Here is an 18,819-nt window from a genome sequence, read left to right as displayed (position 1 = left end):
CGCGCGGCGTGCCCATCATGCGCCGCTGCGGAGCGTTGGAGGTCCGTGCCACGGATAGGCATGCCATATGGAAGCTCGCGAGCCATCTGCAAATCGAAATAGAAAAACTGTGAAGCCCACGAAGCACTGTCGGTTCTGGCTCTTCGCTACACCCCCGCGCGCCTCGTAGCCTGCCTGCATCCACCGATGCAGAGTTCCAATGGACCTGGACACGCACGTCAACGCGCCTATCGACATGGGCCATCGCACCTTCCTTGCGCAGACCCACGCCATCATCGACCCCACCCAGGTGGCCGCCGCCTGCTTTGCCGATCTCTCCTGCGAGCCGCTGGAGCCGGTGGAACTGAGTGGGTATCTGCGCCAGCCGCCGCTGCTGGTGGCGCTGGATGCAATGTCCCGGGATCGGCGGCTGGAGGTGCTGGATCGTGCCGAGCTGCACCTGCGCGAACGCGGACGCCCCTTGTTCTGCACGTTGCTGGCCTGCAACGAGGCAGCGCACCTGCGAGGTCACCTGCGGCATCTGATGGGCTTGTGGCGGCCCGGCAAGGGCCGCGTATGGTTTCGCGTGCACGATCCCCGCGTATTCCGCCACCTCCGCTGGTTGTTGACTCCGGCGCAGATGGCCGAGGTAATGGGCCCGGTGCACGCGTGGACCTGGCACGAGCCGCTCGGCGGCACCTGATGGTGGGGAGGGGGATCGTCGGGGTGTTCGGTGGGCGGACTGCCGCGCAGGAATTGAGCAGGTCGTTGCCGCTGTGGACCGACGACGTGTTCGCCGTGGAAGACGAAGAAGAGGTGCTCAGACTGGGCAGAGAGTCCTGGAAGAAATACCGCAAGCACCTGCGCGATGGCAACGCGTATGCACGTTGGCTCAAGAACACCTACCTGGACGAGCAGGACCGGTTTTACCAGAAGCACATCGCCGCACTGGACGATGGGTACATCGCCTGGTTGTCGGCAGCGGCCTTCAAGCAGCATATGGTCTGCAACTTCGACAGCACCGACACCACGTCGGGGATTCTGTATCAGGAGGCGGTGACCGCCATGCTGCAGGACGCTACCTCGCGCGGCAAAGTGTTCGCGTATGTGCTGGAACAGTTGGAGAACGGCGATCCGCTGGATCCCCAGTCCATTCTTCTCCGCGCGCAGGTGTGGAACCAGGACGCACTGATCAGCGACTGGAAACAGGTGCTGGCAAAAACCTCCACCGCACCGGGTGCGCGCGACTGGCTGCTGGCGGCCCATGGGCTGTCCAATGCGTTCAAGGCGCTGCTGGACAATCCGGCGGCGGGCAAGACTGCGGGCATGTATCAAGGTTCAGCGCGTCTGCTGGAACACCTTTCAGGTCCAGTGACACGAATGGTGGGGGACGAAATTGGCCGTATGGTCGCTGCGGACGTTGGCCGCTTGCCTGCGCGCTGGCAGATGGGGCTAATGACCGCAATGGCGCAGTCGGGATCGCCTCAAACCCAGTTGGTGGATCTGACCGGCCATACCACGCCAAAGCGCGCGCGCAAAGCGCTGGCCATGACGTTGGCGTCGCGGGCGGGCTTGAACGCGGCGCAGCAGGCCAGCGTCGCTGCGTCCGCAGCACTCGAATCCGCCAACGCGACGATGGATGGCGCCCGGTTCAAGTTTGGCATGGTGGCCTTTGTGGACGCCGATCAACTGAAGCTGTTCAAGGCACTCAATGCCAAGGCGGTGATGCCCGGGGCGACGATCCAGCGGCACCTGCAACGCACCTTGAGCGTAGTGGACCTGCATGATGCGATGCGTAGCACCGTGTCTGGGCTCCATCGCAGCTCTTATGGATATGGCATCGCGGGGCTGGTCATGATGTCGGCCAGCCTGGGTCACCTGAACCAGCAGATCATGAAGGCGCCCGTGGAAGAGCAGGGTCTTCTACAGGCCAACTTCGCGGCAGGCGCAGCGGCGCTGATTGGTGATTCGGCCATTCTTCTGGGTGAGGTTGGCGCGAAGCTGCCCTGGTTCTCGAAGACCTTGGCTGAGCCAATGGGGCGATGGATGTTCAATGCCAGCACGAGAGCTGAACTTTTGGGGGGAGGTGGGCGTTTGATGAGTGGATTGGCGGGCATGGTTATTGGTGCCCTTACGTTCTATCAGGGCTACCGCGACTACGCATTGAGCAAAGGCTATGGCGCGAGCATGATGATTGGCGGCATTGCCGGCGCGGCTGGCGCATTTCTCATCACCATCGGCGCCGCCATTCCAGTGGCCATTTTTCTCATGATCTCTGCAGCCGTACTAACTGTAGCAGTGGCGTGGATGGTGCCAAACGAAGTTGAGCGCTGGCTCGATAAGGCGGTGCACTTCGGAAACAATGAGAGCGGCGCCTTCGACAGTTGGACGGACCAATCAAAGGCCATGAAAGCACTGAGGGCACGTTGAGATGCTGACAGGCTGGCAGCCCCCGTTCAAAGTTGAGCGCGATCTCACTAAGGAAGAATGTGACGGTGAACTGAAGCATGACGCCTCAATCGAAGTTTCGGCGGATGACGCGATAAGCCTCGTTCGCTTCAACTCAGTATTCATTGAGTACGTAGATAGGACATTCAAGATCAAGGGAATGACTGCGACGTTGGTATCGCTAACGCTCTCCTGCTTGACAGTGTTTGGGGTATCGGCACTGATCTTCAAGGCATCCGGGATGCGTGGCGGGCTCGCAGACAGTGTGTTTTCTGTCTCCTCCGTCGCACTTGCTGGAACGGGCATGATCGCACTGATCTGGTTCCTCTACCTACGCAAGGACGTGTTTAGTTACACCCATTATCCCGTCCGCTTCAACCGCATCACCCGCAAGATCTACTTCTTCCGTCACAACGGCCCGGGTGGCGTCGTGGTCGTGCCATGGGGGTCGCCCTTCGCCTTCTTCCACATAGGCCGTGGCGGCCAGGACCCCCAGCTGCGCGACCTCCGCTGCCACCTGCTTGATCGCAACCATCAAGTGCAGCAGACCTTCACCATCGGCCACTTCTGGGATCACGACCAGGACATCCGGGAAGAATGGGCGTTGATCTGTCGGTACATGCAGGAGGGTCCGGAAACGTGCTTCGACGATCCGTTGGATCGCGTCATTACGCTCTCCACACTGCCCACCTTCCGCAACCACTGGATGCTGGTGTGTCTGATGATGGGCACCGCGCTCTTCCCGCTGCGCTACACGTTGATGTTGCCGGTCTACAGCGCGTTGACGCTCAGCCGTTGGCTGACCTTCAAGACCTGCAAGGCCCCGGTCTTCCCGCCGGAGATCGAAGCCGAATGCGCCATTGCGCCCGATGATCCCCACGCGCTGCCGGAACCCCGCTTCATGGCCGAGTTCGCCAGTGATCCGGCCATCTATGCACGGGCACGCCAGCGCCACCTGGATCGCCAACTCTGGCGGTAGAAGCCCACCCGCCAAAACCAAAAAGGCCCGGATCGCTCCGGGCCTTTCTGCACGTCACTGTCGAAACCGATCAACCGCCCGGCGCGAACGCCAGCGTACGCCGCGTGGTCACCGGCGCACCCACCGGCTCAAACTTCCAGCGCTTGACCGCGTTGAGCGCCTCGCGATCGAATACGCGCGACGGCGTGGCGCGCAGCACGCGGGCGTTGGTGACCGAACCGTCGGTGCCGACGGTGATCTCCACCAGCACTTCGCCGGACGTACCCGAACGCAGTGCTTCGGCCGGGTAGCGCGGGGCCGGGGTGCTGACCGGGCGCAGGCTCGGTGCCGCCGCTGCCGGGGCGGCGGCCTGGCGGGCCGCGGCGGCCTGCTGGGCGGCGGCGGTCTGCTGGCGCTGCTCGGCCTCGCGGCGGGCGCTGGCCTGGCGTTCGGCATCCTGGCGCTCGCCGTCGCGGCGGGCGGCATCCTGCTGGGCGGCAATGGTGCGCGCCGCTTCGGCTTCGGCTGCCTGCTGCTGGGCCAGGCGCTGCTGGTCGGCCAGCTGCTTGGTGCGGTTCTCGGCGTCCTTCTTGACCTTGTCGGTCTCTTCCTGGGTGCGCTTGAGGGCGGTCTGCATGCCGCCGGTGATGCCTTGCTTCAGGCGCGGCAGGGCCGGTGCGGTGGCGTCGACCTTCTCGATCAGCGCGACCAGCCGCTGCGATTCGGCGAAGTCCTCGCGGCCCAGGCTCTGCTCGGCGGCGATCAGGGTGTAGGGCAGCAGGTCGGTGAGCGCGCTCTTGACCGAGGCGTCGTCCGGGGTCTTGTCGCGCAGCGCCAGGTAGTACTCGATGGCGTTGTCGCCCGCCGGGGCGTACATGCGGTTCTCGCGCAGGGCCTTGCTGGCCAGGTCGCGCAGTTCCTCGGTGCCCATCGACTGCACCTTGGCCGACACGGCAGGCGCCGCGGCCGGGGTGGCAGTGGGTGCGGCGACCGGTGCGGCCGGTGCCGGTTCGTCTTTGCCCGAGCAGGCGGCCAGGGCGACCAGCAGGGCCAATGGCGCCAGCAGGCGCAGCGAGGCAATCGTGTTGACGTGCGACATCCAACTCCCCTTTGAATACGACGGTACGTAAGGCCCGATGCGGTCAGGCTGGCCGAGGCCGATGGACGTTTCCCGGCGTCCACGGCGGTACTGCAGGTGTGCAATCTAGCATCACCCCGGCCGGCCAGGGGCCGGACGGCGAGGGCAGGCCGGCATCGTGACCGATGCCGACGCTGCCGGGCAAGTGTCAGTGCGACAGGGTCTTGCTGGGCCCGCCGCTCATCAGCTTGTCGGTGTAGGCAATGCCGATGGCCGACAGGATGAAGGCGCAATGGATGACGGTCTGCCACATCACGCCGGTGGACGTCATGCTGGCGCACTTGATGATCTGGCCGGTCGCCGCCACGGCATTCAGGTAGGCCTCGCTGTCGCACAGCGGCAGGGCGTCCAGGGTGCCCGAGGCGATGAAGGTCTTGAGCAGGTGGATCGAGGAGATGCCGATGATCGACAGCGCCAGCTTCACCTTGAGCACGCTGGCATTGACGTGGCTGAGCCACTCCGGCTGGTCGGGGTGGTTCTCCAGGCGCAGACGCGAGACGAAGGTTTCATAGCCGCCCACGATCACCATCACCAACAGGTTGGAGATCATCACCACGTCGATCAGGCCCAGCACCAGCAGCATGATTTCCTGCTCGCCCATGGCATTGGCCTTGTGCAGCAGGTGCCACAGCTCCTTGCCGAACAGGAACACGTAGACGCATTGGGCCAGGATCAGGCCCAGGTACAGCGGCAGCTGCAGCCAGCGCGAGGCGAAGATCAGGGAGGACAGGGGGCTGATGGGCCGGGGAGTGGGGCTCATGCTGGAATGCTGCGTTGCGGGAGAGGCGGCAGGGTAACGGGTCCGCCGTGACCCTGCCACCCAACTGACGCACTAGACTCGGGGTTCCTCATCCGCGAGTGCTGTCGCCATGATCGATCTGTATTACTGGCCCACCCCCAACGGCCACAAAGTCACGCTGCTGCTGGAAGAGCTGGGCCTGCCGTACCAGATCAAGCCGGTCAACATCGGCGCCGGCGACCAGTTCAAGCCGGAATTCCTGGCCATCTCGCCCAACAACAAGATGCCCGCGCTGGTCGACCACCAGCCTGCCGATGGCGGCGCGCCGCAGAGCGTGTTCGAGTCCGGTGCGATCCTGCTGTACCTGGCCGAGAAAACCGGTCGCTTCCTGCCCGCCGATAGCCGGGGCCGCGTGGCCGTGCTGGAGTGGCTGTTCTGGCAGATGGCCGGGCTGGGCCCGATGAGCGGGCAGATGGGCCATTTCAATGTGTACGCGCCCGAGCAGATTCCCTACGCCATCGAGCGCTACAACAACGAAGTGCGCCGCCTGCACGGGGTGATGGACAAGCGCCTGGCCGACAGCGCCTACCTGGGCGGCGCGGAGTACAGCATCGCCGACATGGCCAGCTACCCCTGGATTGGCGCGTACGACAAGCTGCCCGTGGACTTTGCCGCCTTCCCGCACCTCAAGCGCTGGCATGACGCGATCGCCGCCCGCCCGGCCACCCAGCGCGCCTATGCGCTGCGCCAGCAGGTGAACCCCGACGCCGGCAAGCCGCTCAGTGAGGACGAGCGCAAGCACCTGTTCGGCCAGCGCTGAAGGCCGCGCCGGGATCCAAAGCAACGGGGCAGAGCCCCGCTCTACGTGGTGCGCGTCCAGCGCCGACCGCGCCCGGGTAGAAGGTCATGCTGCCTTCCCGCACTGCCTTGGTTAGGATGGGGGCTGACCGCCCCCTGCCTTGGCATGGGGGCGGACCTGTCGCTTGCCGGAACCCTTCATGCGCCACCTGTTTGCCTCGCTCGCCCTCATGCTCGCTTCGACCACCATGGCCCACGCTGAAAAACTGACCCTGGAGGCCATCACCGGTCCGCTGCCGTTGTCCGGTCCGACCCTGATGAAACCCAAGGTGGCCCCGGACGGCTCGCAGGTGAGTTTCCTCCGCGGCAAGCAGGAGGACCGCAACCAGCTGGACCTGTGGAGCTTCGATATCGCCAGCGGCCAGACCCGGCTGCTGGTGGACTCCAAGGTGGTGCTGCCCGGCACCGAAACCCTCAGCGATGAAGAGAAGGCCCGCCGCGAGCGCCAGCGCATCGCCGCGATGACCGGCATTGTCGATTACCAGTGGTCGCCCGACGCGCACACCCTGCTGTTCCCGCTGGGCGGCGAGCTGTACCTGTATGACCTGTCCAAACAAGGCACGGCCGCCGTGCGCCAGCTCACCCACGGGGAGGGCTTCGCCACCGACGCCAAGCTGTCGCCGAAGGGCGGCTTTGTCAGCTTCGTGCGTGCGCGCAACCTGTGGGTGATCGACCTGGCCAGCGGCAAGCAGATCCAGCTGACCCGCGATGGCAGCGACACCATCGGCAACGGCGTGGCCGAGTTCGTCGCCGATGAGGAGATGGACCGACACACCGGGTACTGGTGGGCCCCGGACGATTCGGCGATCGCCTTCGCGCGTATTGACGAACGCCCGGTGCCGGTGCAGAAGCGCTACGAAATGTACGCCGACCGCACCGAAATGATCGAACAGCGCTACCCCGCTGCCGGCGACCACAACGTCACCGTGACGCTGGGGGTGATCGCCCCCAAGACCGATGCCGCGCCGCGCTGGGTCGACCTGGGCCGCGACCCGGACATCTACCTGGCACGCGTGGACTGGCGCGACCCGCAACGGCTGACCTTCCAGCGGCAGTCGCGCGACCAGAAGCATCTCGAGTTGATCCAGGCCGACCTGGCCACCGGCAAGCAGCACACGTTGGTCACCGAAACCTCCAGGACCTGGGTGCCGCTGCACAACAGCCTGCGTTTCCTGGCGCAGGGCGGTTTCGTATGGTCGTCCGAGCGCAGTGGCTTTGAACACCTGTACCGCATCTCCGAGGACGGCAAGACCGTTACCGCGCTCACCCAGGGCAACTGGCCGGTGGACAAACTGCTGGCAGTGGACGAAGCGGCCGGCCAGGTCTACTTCCGCGCCGGGGTCGAGTCGCCGCGCGAAAGCCAGATCTACGCGGTGTCGCTGCAGGGCGGCACGCCGCAGCGCCTGTCCCAGGCACCGGGCATGCACAGCGCCAGCTTCGCGCGCAATGCCAGTGTGTACGTGGACAGCTGGTCCAACACCACCACTCCGCCGCAGATTTCGCTGCACCGTGCCGATGGCACGAAGATCGCCACGCTGGTGGAGAACAACCTGGCCGATCCGCAGCACCCGTATGCGCGTTACCTGGAGGCCCAGCGCCCGGTCGAGTTCGGCACCCTGAAGGCCGCCGACAACCGCACCGAACTGCACTATAGCCTGATCAAGCCGGCCGGTTTCGACCCGGCCAAGCGCTACCCGGTGGCGGTGTACGTGTACGGCGGGCCCGCCAGCCAGACCGTCACCAACAGCTGGCCCGGCCGCGGCGACCACCTGTTCAACCAGTACCTGGCCCAGCAGGGCTATGTGGTGTTCTCGCTGGACAATCGCGGCACCCCGCGTCGCGGCCGCGATTTCGGCGGCGCGCTGTATGGCGTGCAGGGCACGGTGGAAGTGGCCGACCAGCTGCGCGGCGTGGCCTGGCTGAAGCAGCAGCCGTGGGTGGACCCGGCGCGCATCGGCGTGCAGGGCTGGTCCAACGGCGGCTACATGACCCTGATGCTGCTGGCCAAGGCATCGGACACCTATGCCTGCGGCGTGGCCGGCGCGCCGGTCACCGATTGGGGCCTGTACGACAGCCATTACACCGAGCGCTACATGAACCTGCCGGGCAACAACCCCAAGGGCTATGAAGAAGCGCGTGTGCTGGCCCATATCGACGGCCTGCGCTCGCGCCTGCTGCTGATCCACGGCATGGCCGACGACAACGTGCTGTTCACCAATTCCACCGCGCTGATGAGCGCGTTGCAGAAGCGTGGGCAGCCGTTCGAACTGATGACCTACCCGGGCGCCAAGCACGGTCTGTCGGGCAGCAACGCGTTGCACCGCTACCGCCTGGCCGAGGATTTCCTGGGGCGCTGCCTGGCACCGTAACTCCCGCGGGACCCCGCATCACCGGCATGACAAGGAGGACGCCGATGAACCAGCCACCCCCGCTTCCCGGGGCGCGCCCTGCCGGCCCCGGATGGTGGCGCCGGCACTGGCGCTGGGCCATGCCATTGGCGGTGCTGTCGGCCAGCGCGGCGGCGGCGGCCGCGGTGTGGCTGGCGGTCACCCAGTGGGCGCATTGGAGCCGCAGCAGCGAGCCCTACCAAGAAGCCATGCGCCGCGCGCGCTGCAGCGTGGAACTGGTGGCGGAACTGGGCGAGCCGATTGAAGATGGTTTCCTGCCCACCGGCAGCATGAATCTGGTGCCCGGTGGTGGTGGCCACAGCCAGTTCCTGGTGCACTTGAATGGCCCGCGCGGCGACGCGCGGATGTTCCTGCAGGCCACCCGCCAGCAGGGGGAGTGGGACTACCCGATGCTGTACGTGCTTGCCGGGCAGTCCGAGCCGATCGATCTGACCGCACTGGACGATGCCGAGGCGGCGCGGGAATGTGCGCTGCGCGAGTGTCGTGAGCGCGGTGACTGCCCACCCGGCGTGATGCTGTGAGCGTAGCGCCGGCGGTGCACCACCATGACCCTTGGCCGATTGTCGGTACCGCCCTGACCGGGTAGGGTCGCAGGCATCCGTTCCCCGGGAGTCCTGCATGAAGCCGCTTGCCCTTGCCGTTGCGTTGGCCCTTTCCGTCCCCGCCGCGCTGTCCGCGCCGCCCGTGCATGCTGCCGCCCCGGCCGCCGCCAAGGCGCCGACGAGCCCGGCCTGGGTCACTCGCAGCAACCAGCTGGCGCAGATCCTGCTGGATGCGCAGGGCCCGTTCCAACCGGAGGAAACCGGCTTCTTCGGCGTGCCCGGCTACGACGACAAGGTGGCCGATTTCGGCCCGGACAACGGCGCGCGCTACCGCGCGGCCATGGCCAAGGCGCGCAGCGAACTGCAGGCCAAGCTGGCCACCGAGCGCGACCCGAACGTGCGCCAGGACCTGGCGATCATGATCGCGGCAGCCAGCCAGAACATCGAAGGCAGCGAACTCAACGAGAAGTACCTGCTGCCGTGGACCGACACGCCGCAGACGGTGTTCAGCGGCATCAACATGCTGCTCTCCGACCAGGTATCGGCCGAGCGTCGCGCCAAGGCGCTGGATCGCCTGAAGGCCTACGCCGGCCTGGCCCCGGGCACCCAACCGGTGACCACGCTGTCGCGCCAGCGCTATGAAGAGCGCCTGGCCGACAAGGGTTTGCTGCAGCCGACAAAGATCGAGGTCGAGCAGTCGCTGGCCAACGTGGACACCTACATCACCGGCATCGAGCAGCTGTTCGGCAAGTACAAGGTGGCCGGCGCGGACGAGGCGCTGAAGACGCTCGCCACCCAGCTGCGCGAGTACCGCGATTGGACCCGCAAGGACGTGCTGCCCAAGGCCCGTGCCGATGCGCGCCTGCCCGAGCCGCTGTATGCCTACCAGCTCAAGCGCGTGGGCATCGACATCGCCCCGGCGGTGCTGATGCAGCGTGCGCAGCTGGAATTCATGGAAACCCGCTCGGCGATGCGCCAGCTGTCGCCGCTGGTGGTGCAGGCCAAGGGCCTGAAGGTGACCGACCCCACCGATCCGGTGGCGGTGGTGCGCGCGCTGAAGGGCGACAAGATCGCCGATGACCAGCTGGAGCACCACTACCGGGGCGTGATCGATGCGATCGACCCGATCATCCGCCGCGAGAAGATCGTCGACGTGCCGCAGCGCCCGATGCAGATGCGCCTGGGTTCGGCTGCCGAAAGCGCCGCTTCGCCGGCCCCGCACTTCCTGCCGGCGCCGCTGGTGGGCAACACTGGCCAGCAGGGCACCTTCGTACTGCCGCTGGGCAACCCGGCCGCGGGCGACAAGGCCGCGCAGTACGACGACTTCAACTTCGGTTCGGCGGCCTGGACGCTGAGCGCACATGAAGGCCGCCCCGGCCACGAGCTGCAGTTCACCGCGATGGTCGAACGCGGCATCTCGCTGGCGCGCACCATGTTCGCGTTCAACTCGGTCAACGTGGAAGGCTGGGCGCTGTATGCCGAAGCGGAGATGGTGCCGTACGAGCCGCTGGACGGGCAGCTGATCGCGCTGCAGTTCCGCCTGCTGCGCGCGGCGCGCGCCATGCTCGACCCGATGCTCAACCTGGGCCTGATCGACCGGGCCAACGCCGAGCGCGTGCTGATCGACGAGGTCGGCCTGTCCAAGGCGATGGCCACCCAGGAACTGGACCGTTACATGGTGCGCATGCCCGGCCAGGCCGGCAGCTACTTCTACGGCTATACCCGGATCCTGGAACTGCGCATGCAGACCGAACTGGCGCTGGGCAAGCGCTTCGACCGGCTGGCCTTCAACAACTTCCTGCTCGACCAGGGCCTGCTGCCACCGGACCAGCTGGCACAAGCGGTCAACGAGGTGTTCGTGCCGAAGTACAAGGCGCCTGCAAAACGCTGATCGGTTGAGTGACCCCACCGGTAGACACCGACCGTGGGTCGGTGTCCCGTCGCCGAGCCACGACCCACGGTCATGGCCCACCCCCGTGCGTGTTATCGGGTCGGCGTGATCGTCTGCGTCGGCAGGCGCGCCGGTGCGGTGGGCGCGGCCGGGTTGGGTACCCAGATCGCCACGCCGGCCGCGCGCTTCTGCGTGGTCGGAATGCCGATGCCGACACCGCCGCCCACATGCGAGCCGTAGCTGCCGCCACCCACTGACATACCCACCGGCGAGCCGCTGGAGCCCACGCCCATCAGGATCACGCCGTTGGCGCCCAGGGCGGCTGCTTCACGCTTCAGTCGCATCACCGCCGCATCGGTCTGGCCCTGGGTGCCGAAACCGACCGCGCTGGACGATTCCAGCTGGGCGATTTCCACCGAGCCCGCCGGCGGGGTTGAATAGATCTGCACGCTGGCCGGGTCTACCGGCGCACGCGCCTGGCCCAGCATCACCTTGGAGGTACTGGCGCAGCCGGCCACGGCCAGCAGCACGCCGAGTACGGCAATCGTTCGAATGTTCATGCATCACCCCTGTTCGGTAGGGACCTGTGGCCCGTGGCGCGATCATCGACGCTGGCTACTGAATCGGTGCCAACGTCCTGGGACCTACGCTAGCACCGGGCAGGTGATCGCCATGACACCGCGGCGATGGCCGGCACGGATGCGCCGATGAACGCGTCAGGTTCGGCGCCATCGGCCCGGATCTGGGCTATGGTGGCGCCACCGTCATTCAAGGAGCCTGGCATGGGATTGATCAGTCTGTTGTGGGGCATCCTGGCCCTGCTGTGGATGGTGCTGGCCCTGATCCCGCTGCTGGGCTGGGGCAACTGGTTCCTGATCCCGTTCGCGGCGGTCGGCGCGGTCATTGCCGCACTGGGCATCCTGTTCACCCATCCGACCAAGCGGGGCCGGGCCTGGGCCGGGCTGGTGCTGAACGGCATCGTGGTGGTGGTGGGCATCGTCCGCCTGGGATTGGGCGGCGGCATCATCTGAGCCCACCCGGCGTCCGCGGTCCGGGCTGCGACCATCGGTCGCAGCGGGCGGGCGTCCGCATGCACGGGCGTACAATCAGCGGCTGCCGGGGCGTTTGCGCCACTGGCCCACGCCTGTCCAGGCGCCATTTCCGCATTCGATGATCATTCGTCCCCGCCCCCACGGCTGGCAATTGCTGTACATCCTGCGCGGCTCCATCGTTCCAGCGGTGGCGCCCAAGGTGCTGGCCATCCTGTTGCTGGCCATTGCCGTGGCCGCCTTCGCCGAGGTCTGGCATCCGCCGGGCATCGAGCGCGTCTCGGTCGCGCCGTTCACCCTGCTCGGCCTGGTGCTGTCGATCTTCCTGAGCTTCCGCAACAACGCCTGCTTCGAGCGCTGGTGGGAAGGCCGCAAGCTGTGGGGCCAGCTGGTCTACGAATCGCGCAGCCTGGCCCGGCTGTGCAGCGCCCTGCTGGCCGATGACGCGCCGCGCCGCGACCGCATCTGCCGGCTCGGGATCGGGTTTGCCCATGGGCTGGCGGCCAAGCTGCGCGGGCGCGACGCCGCGCTGGCCGCGCTGCCCTGGGTGGCCGAGGACGACCACGCCCGCTTGGGCGCGCGCCTCAACGCACCCGACCAGCTGCTGGCGATGATCGCCGCCGACCTGGCCGAGCCGCTGCGTGCCGGCCGCCTCGACCCGATCCTGTACGCCCAGTTCGAAACGCGCCTGCACGCGATGTCCAGCATCCAGGCCGGCTGCGAGCGGATCCTGTCCACCCCGCTGCCGTTCGCCTACACCCTGCTGCTGCACCGCTGCGCATGGATGTTCTGCGTGCTGCTGCCGTTCGGCCTGGCCAGTTCGCTGGGCTGGGCCACCCCCGTGGTGTCGGCGGTGCTGGCCTACGCTTTCTTCGGGCTGGACCAGTTGGGCGAGGAAATGGAAGAGCCGTTCGGGCTGGAGCCCAACGACCTGCCGCTGGACGCGCTGGTGCGCACCATCGAAATCGATCTGCTCGACAGCCTCGGCGTGGACCCGCTGCCCGCGCCGCTGCAACCGCATCGTTACCTGCTGCAGTAATCCTGCCGCCCCCCCGAATACCGTTACGGAGCATCCCCATGGCCCACCCCGACTATCGCCCCCGCCGCATGCGCCACGACGAGTTCTCGCGCCGCCTGATGCGCGAAAACACGCTTACCACCGACGACCTGATCTACCCGGTGTTCGTGCATGAGCTGGCCGGCCGCGCGCCGGTGGCGTCGATGCCCGGCGTGGAGCGCCTGTCCATCGACGAACTGCTCAAGGTGGCCGAAGAAGCGCTGGAGCTGGGCATCCCGGTGATCGACCTGTTCCCGGTGATCGACCCGTCCGGCAAGTCGCTCGACGCGGCCGCCGCGTGGGACGAGAACGGCCTGGCGCAGCGCGCCATCCGCGCGCTGAAGTCGCGCTTCCCCGAGCTGGGGGTGATGACCGACGTGGCGTTGGACCCGTACACCACCCACGGCCAGGACGGCATCATCGACGACAAGGGCTACGTGCTCAACGACATCACCGTCGCCGCGCTGGTGAAGCAGTCGCTGTCGCACGCCGCCGCCGGCGTGGACATCATTTCGCCATCGGACATGATGGACGGCCGCATTGGCGCCATCCGCCGCGCGCTGGATGCCGATGACCACGTCAACGTGCGCATCATGGCCTACTCGGCCAAGTACGCCTCGGCGTTCTACGGCCCGTTCCGCGATGCGGTGGGCAGCTCGACCAGCCTGGGCAAGGCCGACAAGAAGACCTACCAGATGGACCCGGCCAACGGCGACGAGGCCATGCGCGAAATCGCGCTGGACCTGGAAGAGGGCGCGGACATGGTGATGGTCAAGCCGGGCATGCCATACCTGGACCTGGTGCGCCGGGTGAAGCAGCAGTTCGGCGTGCCGACCTTCGCCTACCAGGTCAGTGGCGAGTACGCGATGATGAAGGCCGCCTTCGCCAACGGCTGGCTGGACGAGCGCGCCTGCGTGCTGGAGTCGCTGATCGGTTTCAAGCGCGCCGGTGCTGATGGCGTGCTGACCTATTTCGCCCCGCAGGTGGCGCGTTGGCTGCGCGAACGCTGACAATACGCGCCACTACGCCGACAGGACGATGACGATGCAGACGATGGGATGGGTCCAATGGGTGACCTGGGGCACCGGGGTGGTGGTGTTCGCGGCGGTGATCGGGCTGGTCATCCGCGGCGTGCTGCGCGCGGCCAAGCGCCCGCCGGAACAGCCGTCCGCCGCCGCCCGGGTGGCGCGTGAGGCGCAGCTGTCGCCCGAACTGCAGGCGCAGCTGGCTGCGTTGAACCAGCGCAAGGACCACGGCGACATCAGCGAAGCGGAGTACGAACGGCAGCGCGCCGCGTTGCTGTCGGCGCGCTGATCGCATCGATTCTCCTCAGCGGCACGCACCGTCCGGTGCGTCCGGTGCCTTCATCCGGTACAGGTCCAGCCCGCCCGCGCGCGGTGCGCGGGCCATGCCCGCCACCACCAGCTCGGTCGGCTTGGCGGCATCCACCACGGGCGCGCCGGTCTGGCCGTCGGCCGTGTTGAACGACAGCACCAGCGGCGTGGCCGGCTGGCGGTAATCGCAGCCCACTACCCACACCTGCGCATGCCCGCCGCTGACCCGGGTGAGGGCCAGCGCGCCATCGTTGCCCAGCCATGCGCCGCCCAGCTCGTCGGCGCCACTGTTGAGCGGGGCCGGCAGTGCGGCCACGGTGCCAAACCCCTTGTCCTGCACGGTGGCCAGGTACAGGTCGAAGCCGCCGTGGGTGCCCGTGCCATTGCGCGCGAACAGCAGCGCCTGGCCATCCGGGCGCAGTGCCGGGCGGCGCTCGTCGGCGGCGGTGTTGATCGTCACCGGCAGCGCCATCACCGGCCCGAAGCTGCCGTCGCCATGCACCGCCACGCTGTACAGGTCGAACCCGCCGCGCCCGCCGCTGCGGTTGGAGGCGAAGTACAGCCAGCGCCCGTCGTGGCTGAAGTACGGGTCGGTGTCATCGCTGCCGGTGTTGAACGCCAGCGGCGTGGGGTCCTGCCAGCGTCCGTCGCGCAGGACCGCCTGCCACAGGTCCCAGCCGCCGGCACCGCCGGCGCGGTCGGAGGCCCACACGATGCGCTGGCCGTCCGGCGCGATGGTGGCCTGGGCCTCGTTGGCCTTGGTCGACACCACGCCCATGCCCTCGATGCCGAATTCGGAAAGCGCCATGGCCTGCGGCGTGGAGAGTAAACTGGCGCACAGCGCGAGCAGTGACAATGGAGTGCGCATAGCCGCTTCCGTTGGGGGTTTGCGTTCCATTCTAGGCCCGGAGCAGACACACCCATGACCGCCGATCGTTACGCCGTATTTGGCCAGCCCATCGCGCACTCGCAGTCGCCGCGCATCCACGCCGCGTTCGGCCGCCAGGAAGGCATCGCGCTGGACTACCGCGCCATCGAGACCAGCCCGGACGCATTCGCCGCCGCCCTGGAGGCCTTCGCGGCCGAAGGCGGCGTGGGCGCCAACATCACTGCCCCGCACAAGGAGGCAGCCTTCGCGCTGTGCACCACGCTGACCTCGCGCGCGCGCCGGGCGGGCGCGGTCAACACGCTGCTGCGCAAGGGCGACCGCTGGCATGGCGACACCACCGATGGCATCGGCCTGGTGCGCGACCTCACCGACCGCCACGGCCTGGACCTGCGCGGCCGCCGCACCCTGCTGATCGGCGCGGGCGGATCGGCACGCAGCGTCGCCCCGGCGCTGCTGGATGCCGGCATCCTGGAGCTGGTGGTGGTCAACCGCACCCCCGAACGCGCCGATGCGCTGATCGACGCCATGGGCGAACCCGGCCGCGCCATCACCCGGTACTGGGAAGACATCCGCGAGCTGGGCGACTTCGAACTGATCATCAACGCCACCTCGGCCGGGCGCGACCGCGCCAACGAATTCACCCTGCCGCTGGGGCTGGTCAACAGCATGACCACCGCGGTGGACCTCAACTACGGCGAGGCCGCCATCGGCTTCACCGCGTGGGCGCGGTCGGCCGGCTGCCGCAATGTGGTGGACGGGCTGGGCATGCTGGTCGAGCAGGCCGCCGAGAGCTTCCTGCAATGGCATGCGGTGCGCCCGCAGACCGACCCGGTGTACGCCGAACTGCGCGCCGAGCACGCGTTGGCCGGCGAGGACTGAGCCGATGAACATGGAGCTGCTGATTTCCGTGCTGGGCATGACCGCCACGCGCCTGCCGATCCTGATTGCATTGGCCATCTCGGTGGTGTGGGTGATCGATACCCCGCGCACCACCGTGCGTAACGTGGCGTTGTGGTCGCTGATCCTGCTGGCCGTGGCCACCGTGGCCGGGCTGGTGTTGAACCTGGTGCCGATCTGGCTGGTGCAGCAGGGCAACTACGAGTCGATCCGCAGCCTGTCGATGTGGCTGGGCGTGGGCCATTTCGTGCTGGGCCTGCTCGAGGCGCTGGGCGTGGTGCTGCTGGTGTGGGCGCTGACCCGCACGCTGCGCGCCCGCAACGTGGCGGCCGCCGGCTGACCACCGCGCCGGAACGTGCGCCAGCGGGTGTGAACACCGGACCTGCATCCCGGATCTGAACCGGCGCGGAAATCCGCGCCGGTCCCGACCCTCCGCTCGTGAGAAAATACCCGCCGTGATCCAGGCAGGTAGCTCTTGGCGTGACCGAAAAAGTTGAAGCCCCGCGTGCGCTGAACGACGACATGAAGGCCGCCATCCGCGATGCCTACGCCAAGCTGCAGGCCAACACCCCCGGCTTCAGCACCCGGCGTTCGCAGAGCCAGATGATCGGCGTGGTCTCGCGTGCGCTGTCGCACAGCGGCGGCGTTGGTGTGGTCGAAGCCCCTACCGGCGTGGGCAAGTCGCTGGGCTACCTCACCGCTGGCGTGCCGATCGCACTGGCCACCAAAAAGAAGCTGGTGATCAGCACCGGTACGGTGGCCCTGCAGTCGCAGTTGTTCGAGCGCGACATCCCCAACTTCCTCAAGGCCACCGGCATCGAGGCCACGGTGGCCCTGGCCAAGGGCCGCACCCGCTACCTGTGCACGCGCAATGCCGCCGAAGCACATGGCGATGGCGCCCAGGAGGGCATGTTCGAGGACGAGCAACCGCTGTTCGACCGGCCGTTGGCGCCGATCGAGATGGACCTGGCGCAGAAGCTGAGCAAGGACTTCCTGGAAGGGCGCTGGAATGGCGACCTCGACAACGCCCCGGAGACCATCAGCAACACGCTGCGCTCGCGCATCACCACCCCGGCGTCCGGCTGTGCCGGGCGCAAGTGCGCTTATTCGGCGCAGTGCGCGGTGCTGCGCTCACGCAACACCGTGCGCGAGGCGCAGATCGTGGTCACCAACCACGCGCTGTTGTTGTCGGCGCTGTCCATCGGTGAGAGCGACAACGGCCAGCCGCTGATCGCCCCGCCCTCGGACATGCTGCTGGTACTCGACGAAGGCCACCATATCGGCAGCGTGGCCATCGACCAGGGCGCGGCCAGCCTGGCCCTGGACGAGATGGCCAAGCGCACCGGCCGCCTGCAGGTGCTGATCGCCGCCTCCTACCGCGCGGTGGACAAGGACAAGCTGGGCAACCTGCTGCCCAACGAGGCCATCGAAGCGGCGGCCAAGGTCAGCAAACAGCTCAAGGCGTTCCGCGACGTCATCGACCGCAGCTGGCGCCCGGACCCGGCCGCCCAGGAGCCGATGTGGCGCGCCCCGAACGGCCGCCTGCCGGAGATCTGGATGGCCGACATCGAGGCCATCGCCGACGACACCCGCAGCCTGTTCAACTGGGCCCATGCCGCGCTGGCCCAGGTGGCCAAGGGCAAGCCCGAGGATGCCGCCCGCGAACGCCTTCAGCGCAACCTGGGCATGGCGCTGGAGATGATCGAGCAGCAGCACAACCTGTGGACGGCCTGGCGCCGCGAAGACAAGGAAGGCCAACCGCCGATGGCGCGCTGGATCACCCTTTCGCGCGATGGCGACCTGATCCTGCACGGGTCGCCGGTGTCGGCCGCGCACGTCCTGCGCAAACTGCTGTGGGACGAAGTGGATTCGGTGGTGATGACCTCGGCCACGCTCACCGGCGGCGGCGATTTCCAGTCGCTGGCGATCGACAACGGCATTCCGGCCGAAGCCGAGATGGTGTCGCTGGCCTCGCCCTTCGACCTGCCCAACCAGGCCCAGCTGATCGTGCCCGCGTTCCCGGTCACCCCGGACGACCGCGAGCGCCATCCCAAGGAAGTGGCCAAGTACCTGGTCAAGGAACTGGATTGGGGCAAGGGCAGCATCGTGCTATTCACCTCGCGCTGGAAGATGGAAAAGGTGGCCGAGCTGATGCCTGCTGCCCAGCGCAAGCTGATGCTGGTGCAGGGCGAGGGCGCCAAGCAGAAGATGATCGACGAACACCTGCGGCGCACCGCTGCCGGCGAGGGCTCGGTGCTGTTCGGCCTGAATTCGTTCGGCGAAGGCCTGGACCTGCCCGGCGAGGCCTGCACCACGGTGGTGATCACCCAGGTACCGTTCGCGGTGCCCACCGACCCGCAGACCTCCACGCTGAGCGAGTGGTTCGAAAGCCGCGGCCTCAATGCCTTCAACCTGATCGCGATCCCGCACGCGCTGCGCACGCTGACCCAGTTCTCCGGCCGCCTGATCCGCACGTCCACCGACACCGGCCGCGTGATCATCCTCGATTCGCGCCTGCTGACCCGCCGCTACGGCAAACGCATCATCGACGCGTTGCCGCCGTTCAAGCGGGTGATCGGCTAGGAAACCGGTAGAGCCACGTCATGCGTGGCTGCACGGCCTGACCCAGCCG

Annotated in this window: 18 protein-coding genes; 14 read left to right on the top strand and 4 right to left on the bottom strand. The window is 67.3% G+C overall.

Translation table 11 applies throughout. The features are described 5' to 3' along the window. The first annotated feature begins 199 nt into the window (after positions 1-199). The 3 genes from GQ674_RS18735 to GQ674_RS18725 are packed head-to-tail and all read left to right on the top strand — an operon-like array spanning position 200 to position 3,406. Positions 200-682: a DUF4123 domain-containing protein gene (locus tag GQ674_RS18735; RefSeq protein ID WP_159498306.1), complete on the top strand. Its 483-nt coding sequence runs from the start codon at positions 200-202 to the stop codon at positions 680-682. After that, positions 649-2,409 (top strand): hypothetical protein, encoded by a 1,761-nt coding sequence (locus GQ674_RS18730; RefSeq protein ID WP_159498304.1) that lies wholly within the window; start codon positions 649-651, stop codon positions 2,407-2,409. The genes GQ674_RS18735 and GQ674_RS18730 overlap by 34 nt, the downstream gene beginning before the upstream one ends. Position 2,410: 1 nt before the next feature. Next, positions 2,411-3,406, top strand: coding sequence for a DUF6708 domain-containing protein (locus GQ674_RS18725; protein ID WP_159498302.1), 996 nt, complete (start codon positions 2,411-2,413; stop codon positions 3,404-3,406). A gap of 70 nt (positions 3,407-3,476) precedes the next feature. Here GQ674_RS18725 and GQ674_RS18720 read toward each other — a convergent pair whose 3' ends face one another. Continuing rightward, the gene (locus GQ674_RS18720) at positions 3,477-4,484 is read right to left on the bottom strand and encodes an energy transducer TonB (RefSeq protein ID WP_159498300.1); all 1,008 of its coding nucleotides are present in this window, start codon (positions 4,482-4,484) and stop codon (positions 3,477-3,479) included. Positions 4,485-4,671: 187 nt separating this feature from the next. Continuing rightward, the gene (locus GQ674_RS18715) at positions 4,672-5,283 is read right to left on the bottom strand and encodes a TIGR00645 family protein (RefSeq protein ID WP_159498298.1); all 612 of its coding nucleotides are present in this window, start codon (positions 5,281-5,283) and stop codon (positions 4,672-4,674) included. A 109-nt stretch (positions 5,284-5,392) separates the two neighbouring features. Here GQ674_RS18715 and GQ674_RS18710 point away from each other — a divergent pair, with 109 nt between their 5' ends. From GQ674_RS18710 to GQ674_RS18695, 4 genes are all read left to right on the top strand, one after another. Beyond that, entirely contained in the window at positions 5,393-6,082 is a 690-nt protein-coding gene (locus GQ674_RS18710; RefSeq protein WP_128095278.1) for a glutathione S-transferase N-terminal domain-containing protein, read from the top strand. A gap of 178 nt (positions 6,083-6,260) precedes the next feature. Beyond that, positions 6,261-8,489, top strand: a complete 2,229-nt coding sequence (locus GQ674_RS18705; RefSeq protein WP_159498296.1) for a S9 family peptidase — start codon at positions 6,261-6,263, stop codon at positions 8,487-8,489. A 44-nt stretch (positions 8,490-8,533) separates the two neighbouring features. Further along, positions 8,534-9,049 (top strand): cytochrome c oxidase assembly factor Coa1 family protein, encoded by a 516-nt coding sequence (locus GQ674_RS18700; RefSeq protein WP_159498294.1) that lies wholly within the window; start codon positions 8,534-8,536, stop codon positions 9,047-9,049. A 97-nt stretch (positions 9,050-9,146) separates the two neighbouring features. Then, complete coding sequence (locus GQ674_RS18695) at positions 9,147-10,961, top strand: DUF885 domain-containing protein (protein ID WP_159498292.1); 1,815 nt, start codon at positions 9,147-9,149, stop codon at positions 10,959-10,961. A 92-nt stretch (positions 10,962-11,053) separates the two neighbouring features. On the opposite strand, the gene GQ674_RS18690 is transcribed toward GQ674_RS18695, so the two are convergent. After that, a complete protein-coding gene (locus tag GQ674_RS18690; RefSeq protein ID WP_137190730.1) occupies positions 11,054-11,521 on the bottom strand; it encodes a hypothetical protein in 468 nt (155 codons plus the stop codon). A gap of 222 nt (positions 11,522-11,743) precedes the next feature. Between GQ674_RS18690 and GQ674_RS18685 the strand changes: the two genes are divergently transcribed. The 4 genes from GQ674_RS18685 to GQ674_RS18670 all read left to right on the top strand — a co-directional run bounded on the left by GQ674_RS18685 (position 11,744) and on the right by GQ674_RS18670 (position 14,381). Continuing rightward, positions 11,744-11,992 (top strand): hypothetical protein, encoded by a 249-nt coding sequence (locus GQ674_RS18685; RefSeq protein ID WP_128097341.1) that lies wholly within the window; start codon positions 11,744-11,746, stop codon positions 11,990-11,992. Positions 11,993-12,131: 139 nt separating this feature from the next. Then, entirely contained in the window at positions 12,132-13,049 is a 918-nt protein-coding gene (locus GQ674_RS18680; RefSeq protein WP_159498290.1) for a bestrophin family protein, read from the top strand. A 38-nt stretch (positions 13,050-13,087) separates the two neighbouring features. Then, positions 13,088-14,077, top strand: a complete 990-nt coding sequence (gene hemB / locus GQ674_RS18675; RefSeq protein WP_159498288.1) for a porphobilinogen synthase — start codon at positions 13,088-13,090, stop codon at positions 14,075-14,077. Positions 14,078-14,111: 34 nt separating this feature from the next. Next, positions 14,112-14,381, top strand: a complete 270-nt coding sequence (locus GQ674_RS18670; RefSeq protein WP_159498286.1) for an SHOCT domain-containing protein — start codon at positions 14,112-14,114, stop codon at positions 14,379-14,381. A gap of 15 nt (positions 14,382-14,396) precedes the next feature. On the opposite strand, the gene GQ674_RS18665 is transcribed toward GQ674_RS18670, so the two are convergent. After that, positions 14,397-15,269, bottom strand: a complete 873-nt coding sequence (locus tag GQ674_RS18665; protein ID WP_159498284.1) for a PD40 domain-containing protein — start codon at positions 15,267-15,269, stop codon at positions 14,397-14,399. 54 nt (positions 15,270-15,323) lie between these two features. On the opposite strand from GQ674_RS18665, the gene aroE reads away from it, so the two are divergent. The 3 genes from aroE (at position 15,324) to dinG (ending at position 18,770) form a co-directional block, all read left to right on the top strand. Continuing rightward, the gene (aroE, locus tag GQ674_RS18660) at positions 15,324-16,169 is read left to right on the top strand and encodes a shikimate dehydrogenase (RefSeq protein WP_159498282.1); all 846 of its coding nucleotides are present in this window, start codon (positions 15,324-15,326) and stop codon (positions 16,167-16,169) included. Between the two features lie 4 nt (positions 16,170-16,173). Further along, the gene (locus tag GQ674_RS18655; protein ID WP_236546128.1) at positions 16,174-16,527 is read left to right on the top strand and encodes a hypothetical protein; all 354 of its coding nucleotides are present in this window, start codon (positions 16,174-16,176) and stop codon (positions 16,525-16,527) included. Positions 16,528-16,709: 182 nt separating this feature from the next. After that, complete coding sequence (dinG, locus tag GQ674_RS18650) at positions 16,710-18,770, top strand: ATP-dependent DNA helicase DinG (protein ID WP_128098228.1); 2,061 nt, start codon at positions 16,710-16,712, stop codon at positions 18,768-18,770. The last annotated feature ends 49 nt before the right edge of the window (positions 18,771-18,819 follow it).

Source organism: Stenotrophomonas sp. 364 (assembly GCF_009832905.1).
Classification (GTDB): domain Bacteria; phylum Pseudomonadota; class Gammaproteobacteria; order Xanthomonadales; family Xanthomonadaceae; genus Stenotrophomonas; species Stenotrophomonas maltophilia_AP.
Note: the sequence above shows the minus strand (reverse complement) of the source record. Positions and strands in the feature narration are given on the sequence as shown.

Bases quoted from the DNA above. Each gene is read 5' to 3' on its own strand.
- GQ674_RS18670 (WP_159498286.1), top strand. From the start codon at position 14,112: ATGCAGACGATGGGATGGGTCCAATGGGTGACCTGGGGCACCGGGGTG.
- GQ674_RS18710 (WP_128095278.1), top strand. From the start codon at position 5,393: ATGATCGATCTGTATTACTGGCCCACCCCCAACGGCCACAAAGTCACG.
- GQ674_RS18720 (WP_159498300.1), bottom strand. From the start codon at position 4,484: ATGTCGCACGTCAACACGATTGCCTCGCTGCGCCTGCTGGCGCCATTG.
- GQ674_RS18725 (WP_159498302.1), top strand. From the start codon at position 2,411: ATGCTGACAGGCTGGCAGCCCCCGTTCAAAGTTGAGCGCGATCTCACT.
- hemB (WP_159498288.1), top strand. From the start codon at position 13,088: ATGGCCCACCCCGACTATCGCCCCCGCCGCATGCGCCACGACGAGTTC.
- GQ674_RS18665 (WP_159498284.1), bottom strand. From the start codon at position 15,269: ATGCGCACTCCATTGTCACTGCTCGCGCTGTGCGCCAGTTTACTCTCC.
- GQ674_RS18690 (WP_137190730.1), bottom strand. From the start codon at position 11,521: ATGAACATTCGAACGATTGCCGTACTCGGCGTGCTGCTGGCCGTGGCC.
- GQ674_RS18685 (WP_128097341.1), top strand. From the start codon at position 11,744: ATGGGATTGATCAGTCTGTTGTGGGGCATCCTGGCCCTGCTGTGGATG.
- GQ674_RS18705 (WP_159498296.1), top strand. From the start codon at position 6,261: ATGCGCCACCTGTTTGCCTCGCTCGCCCTCATGCTCGCTTCGACCACC.
- dinG (WP_128098228.1), top strand. From the start codon at position 16,710: ATGAAGGCCGCCATCCGCGATGCCTACGCCAAGCTGCAGGCCAACACC.
- aroE (WP_159498282.1), top strand. From the start codon at position 15,324: ATGACCGCCGATCGTTACGCCGTATTTGGCCAGCCCATCGCGCACTCG.
- GQ674_RS18715 (WP_159498298.1), bottom strand. From the start codon at position 5,283: ATGAGCCCCACTCCCCGGCCCATCAGCCCCCTGTCCTCCCTGATCTTC.
- GQ674_RS18695 (WP_159498292.1), top strand. From the start codon at position 9,147: ATGAAGCCGCTTGCCCTTGCCGTTGCGTTGGCCCTTTCCGTCCCCGCC.
- GQ674_RS18700 (WP_159498294.1), top strand. From the start codon at position 8,534: ATGAACCAGCCACCCCCGCTTCCCGGGGCGCGCCCTGCCGGCCCCGGA.
- GQ674_RS18735 (WP_159498306.1), top strand. From the start codon at position 200: ATGGACCTGGACACGCACGTCAACGCGCCTATCGACATGGGCCATCGC.
- GQ674_RS18680 (WP_159498290.1), top strand. From the start codon at position 12,132: ATGATCATTCGTCCCCGCCCCCACGGCTGGCAATTGCTGTACATCCTG.
- GQ674_RS18655 (WP_236546128.1), top strand. From the start codon at position 16,174: ATGAACATGGAGCTGCTGATTTCCGTGCTGGGCATGACCGCCACGCGC.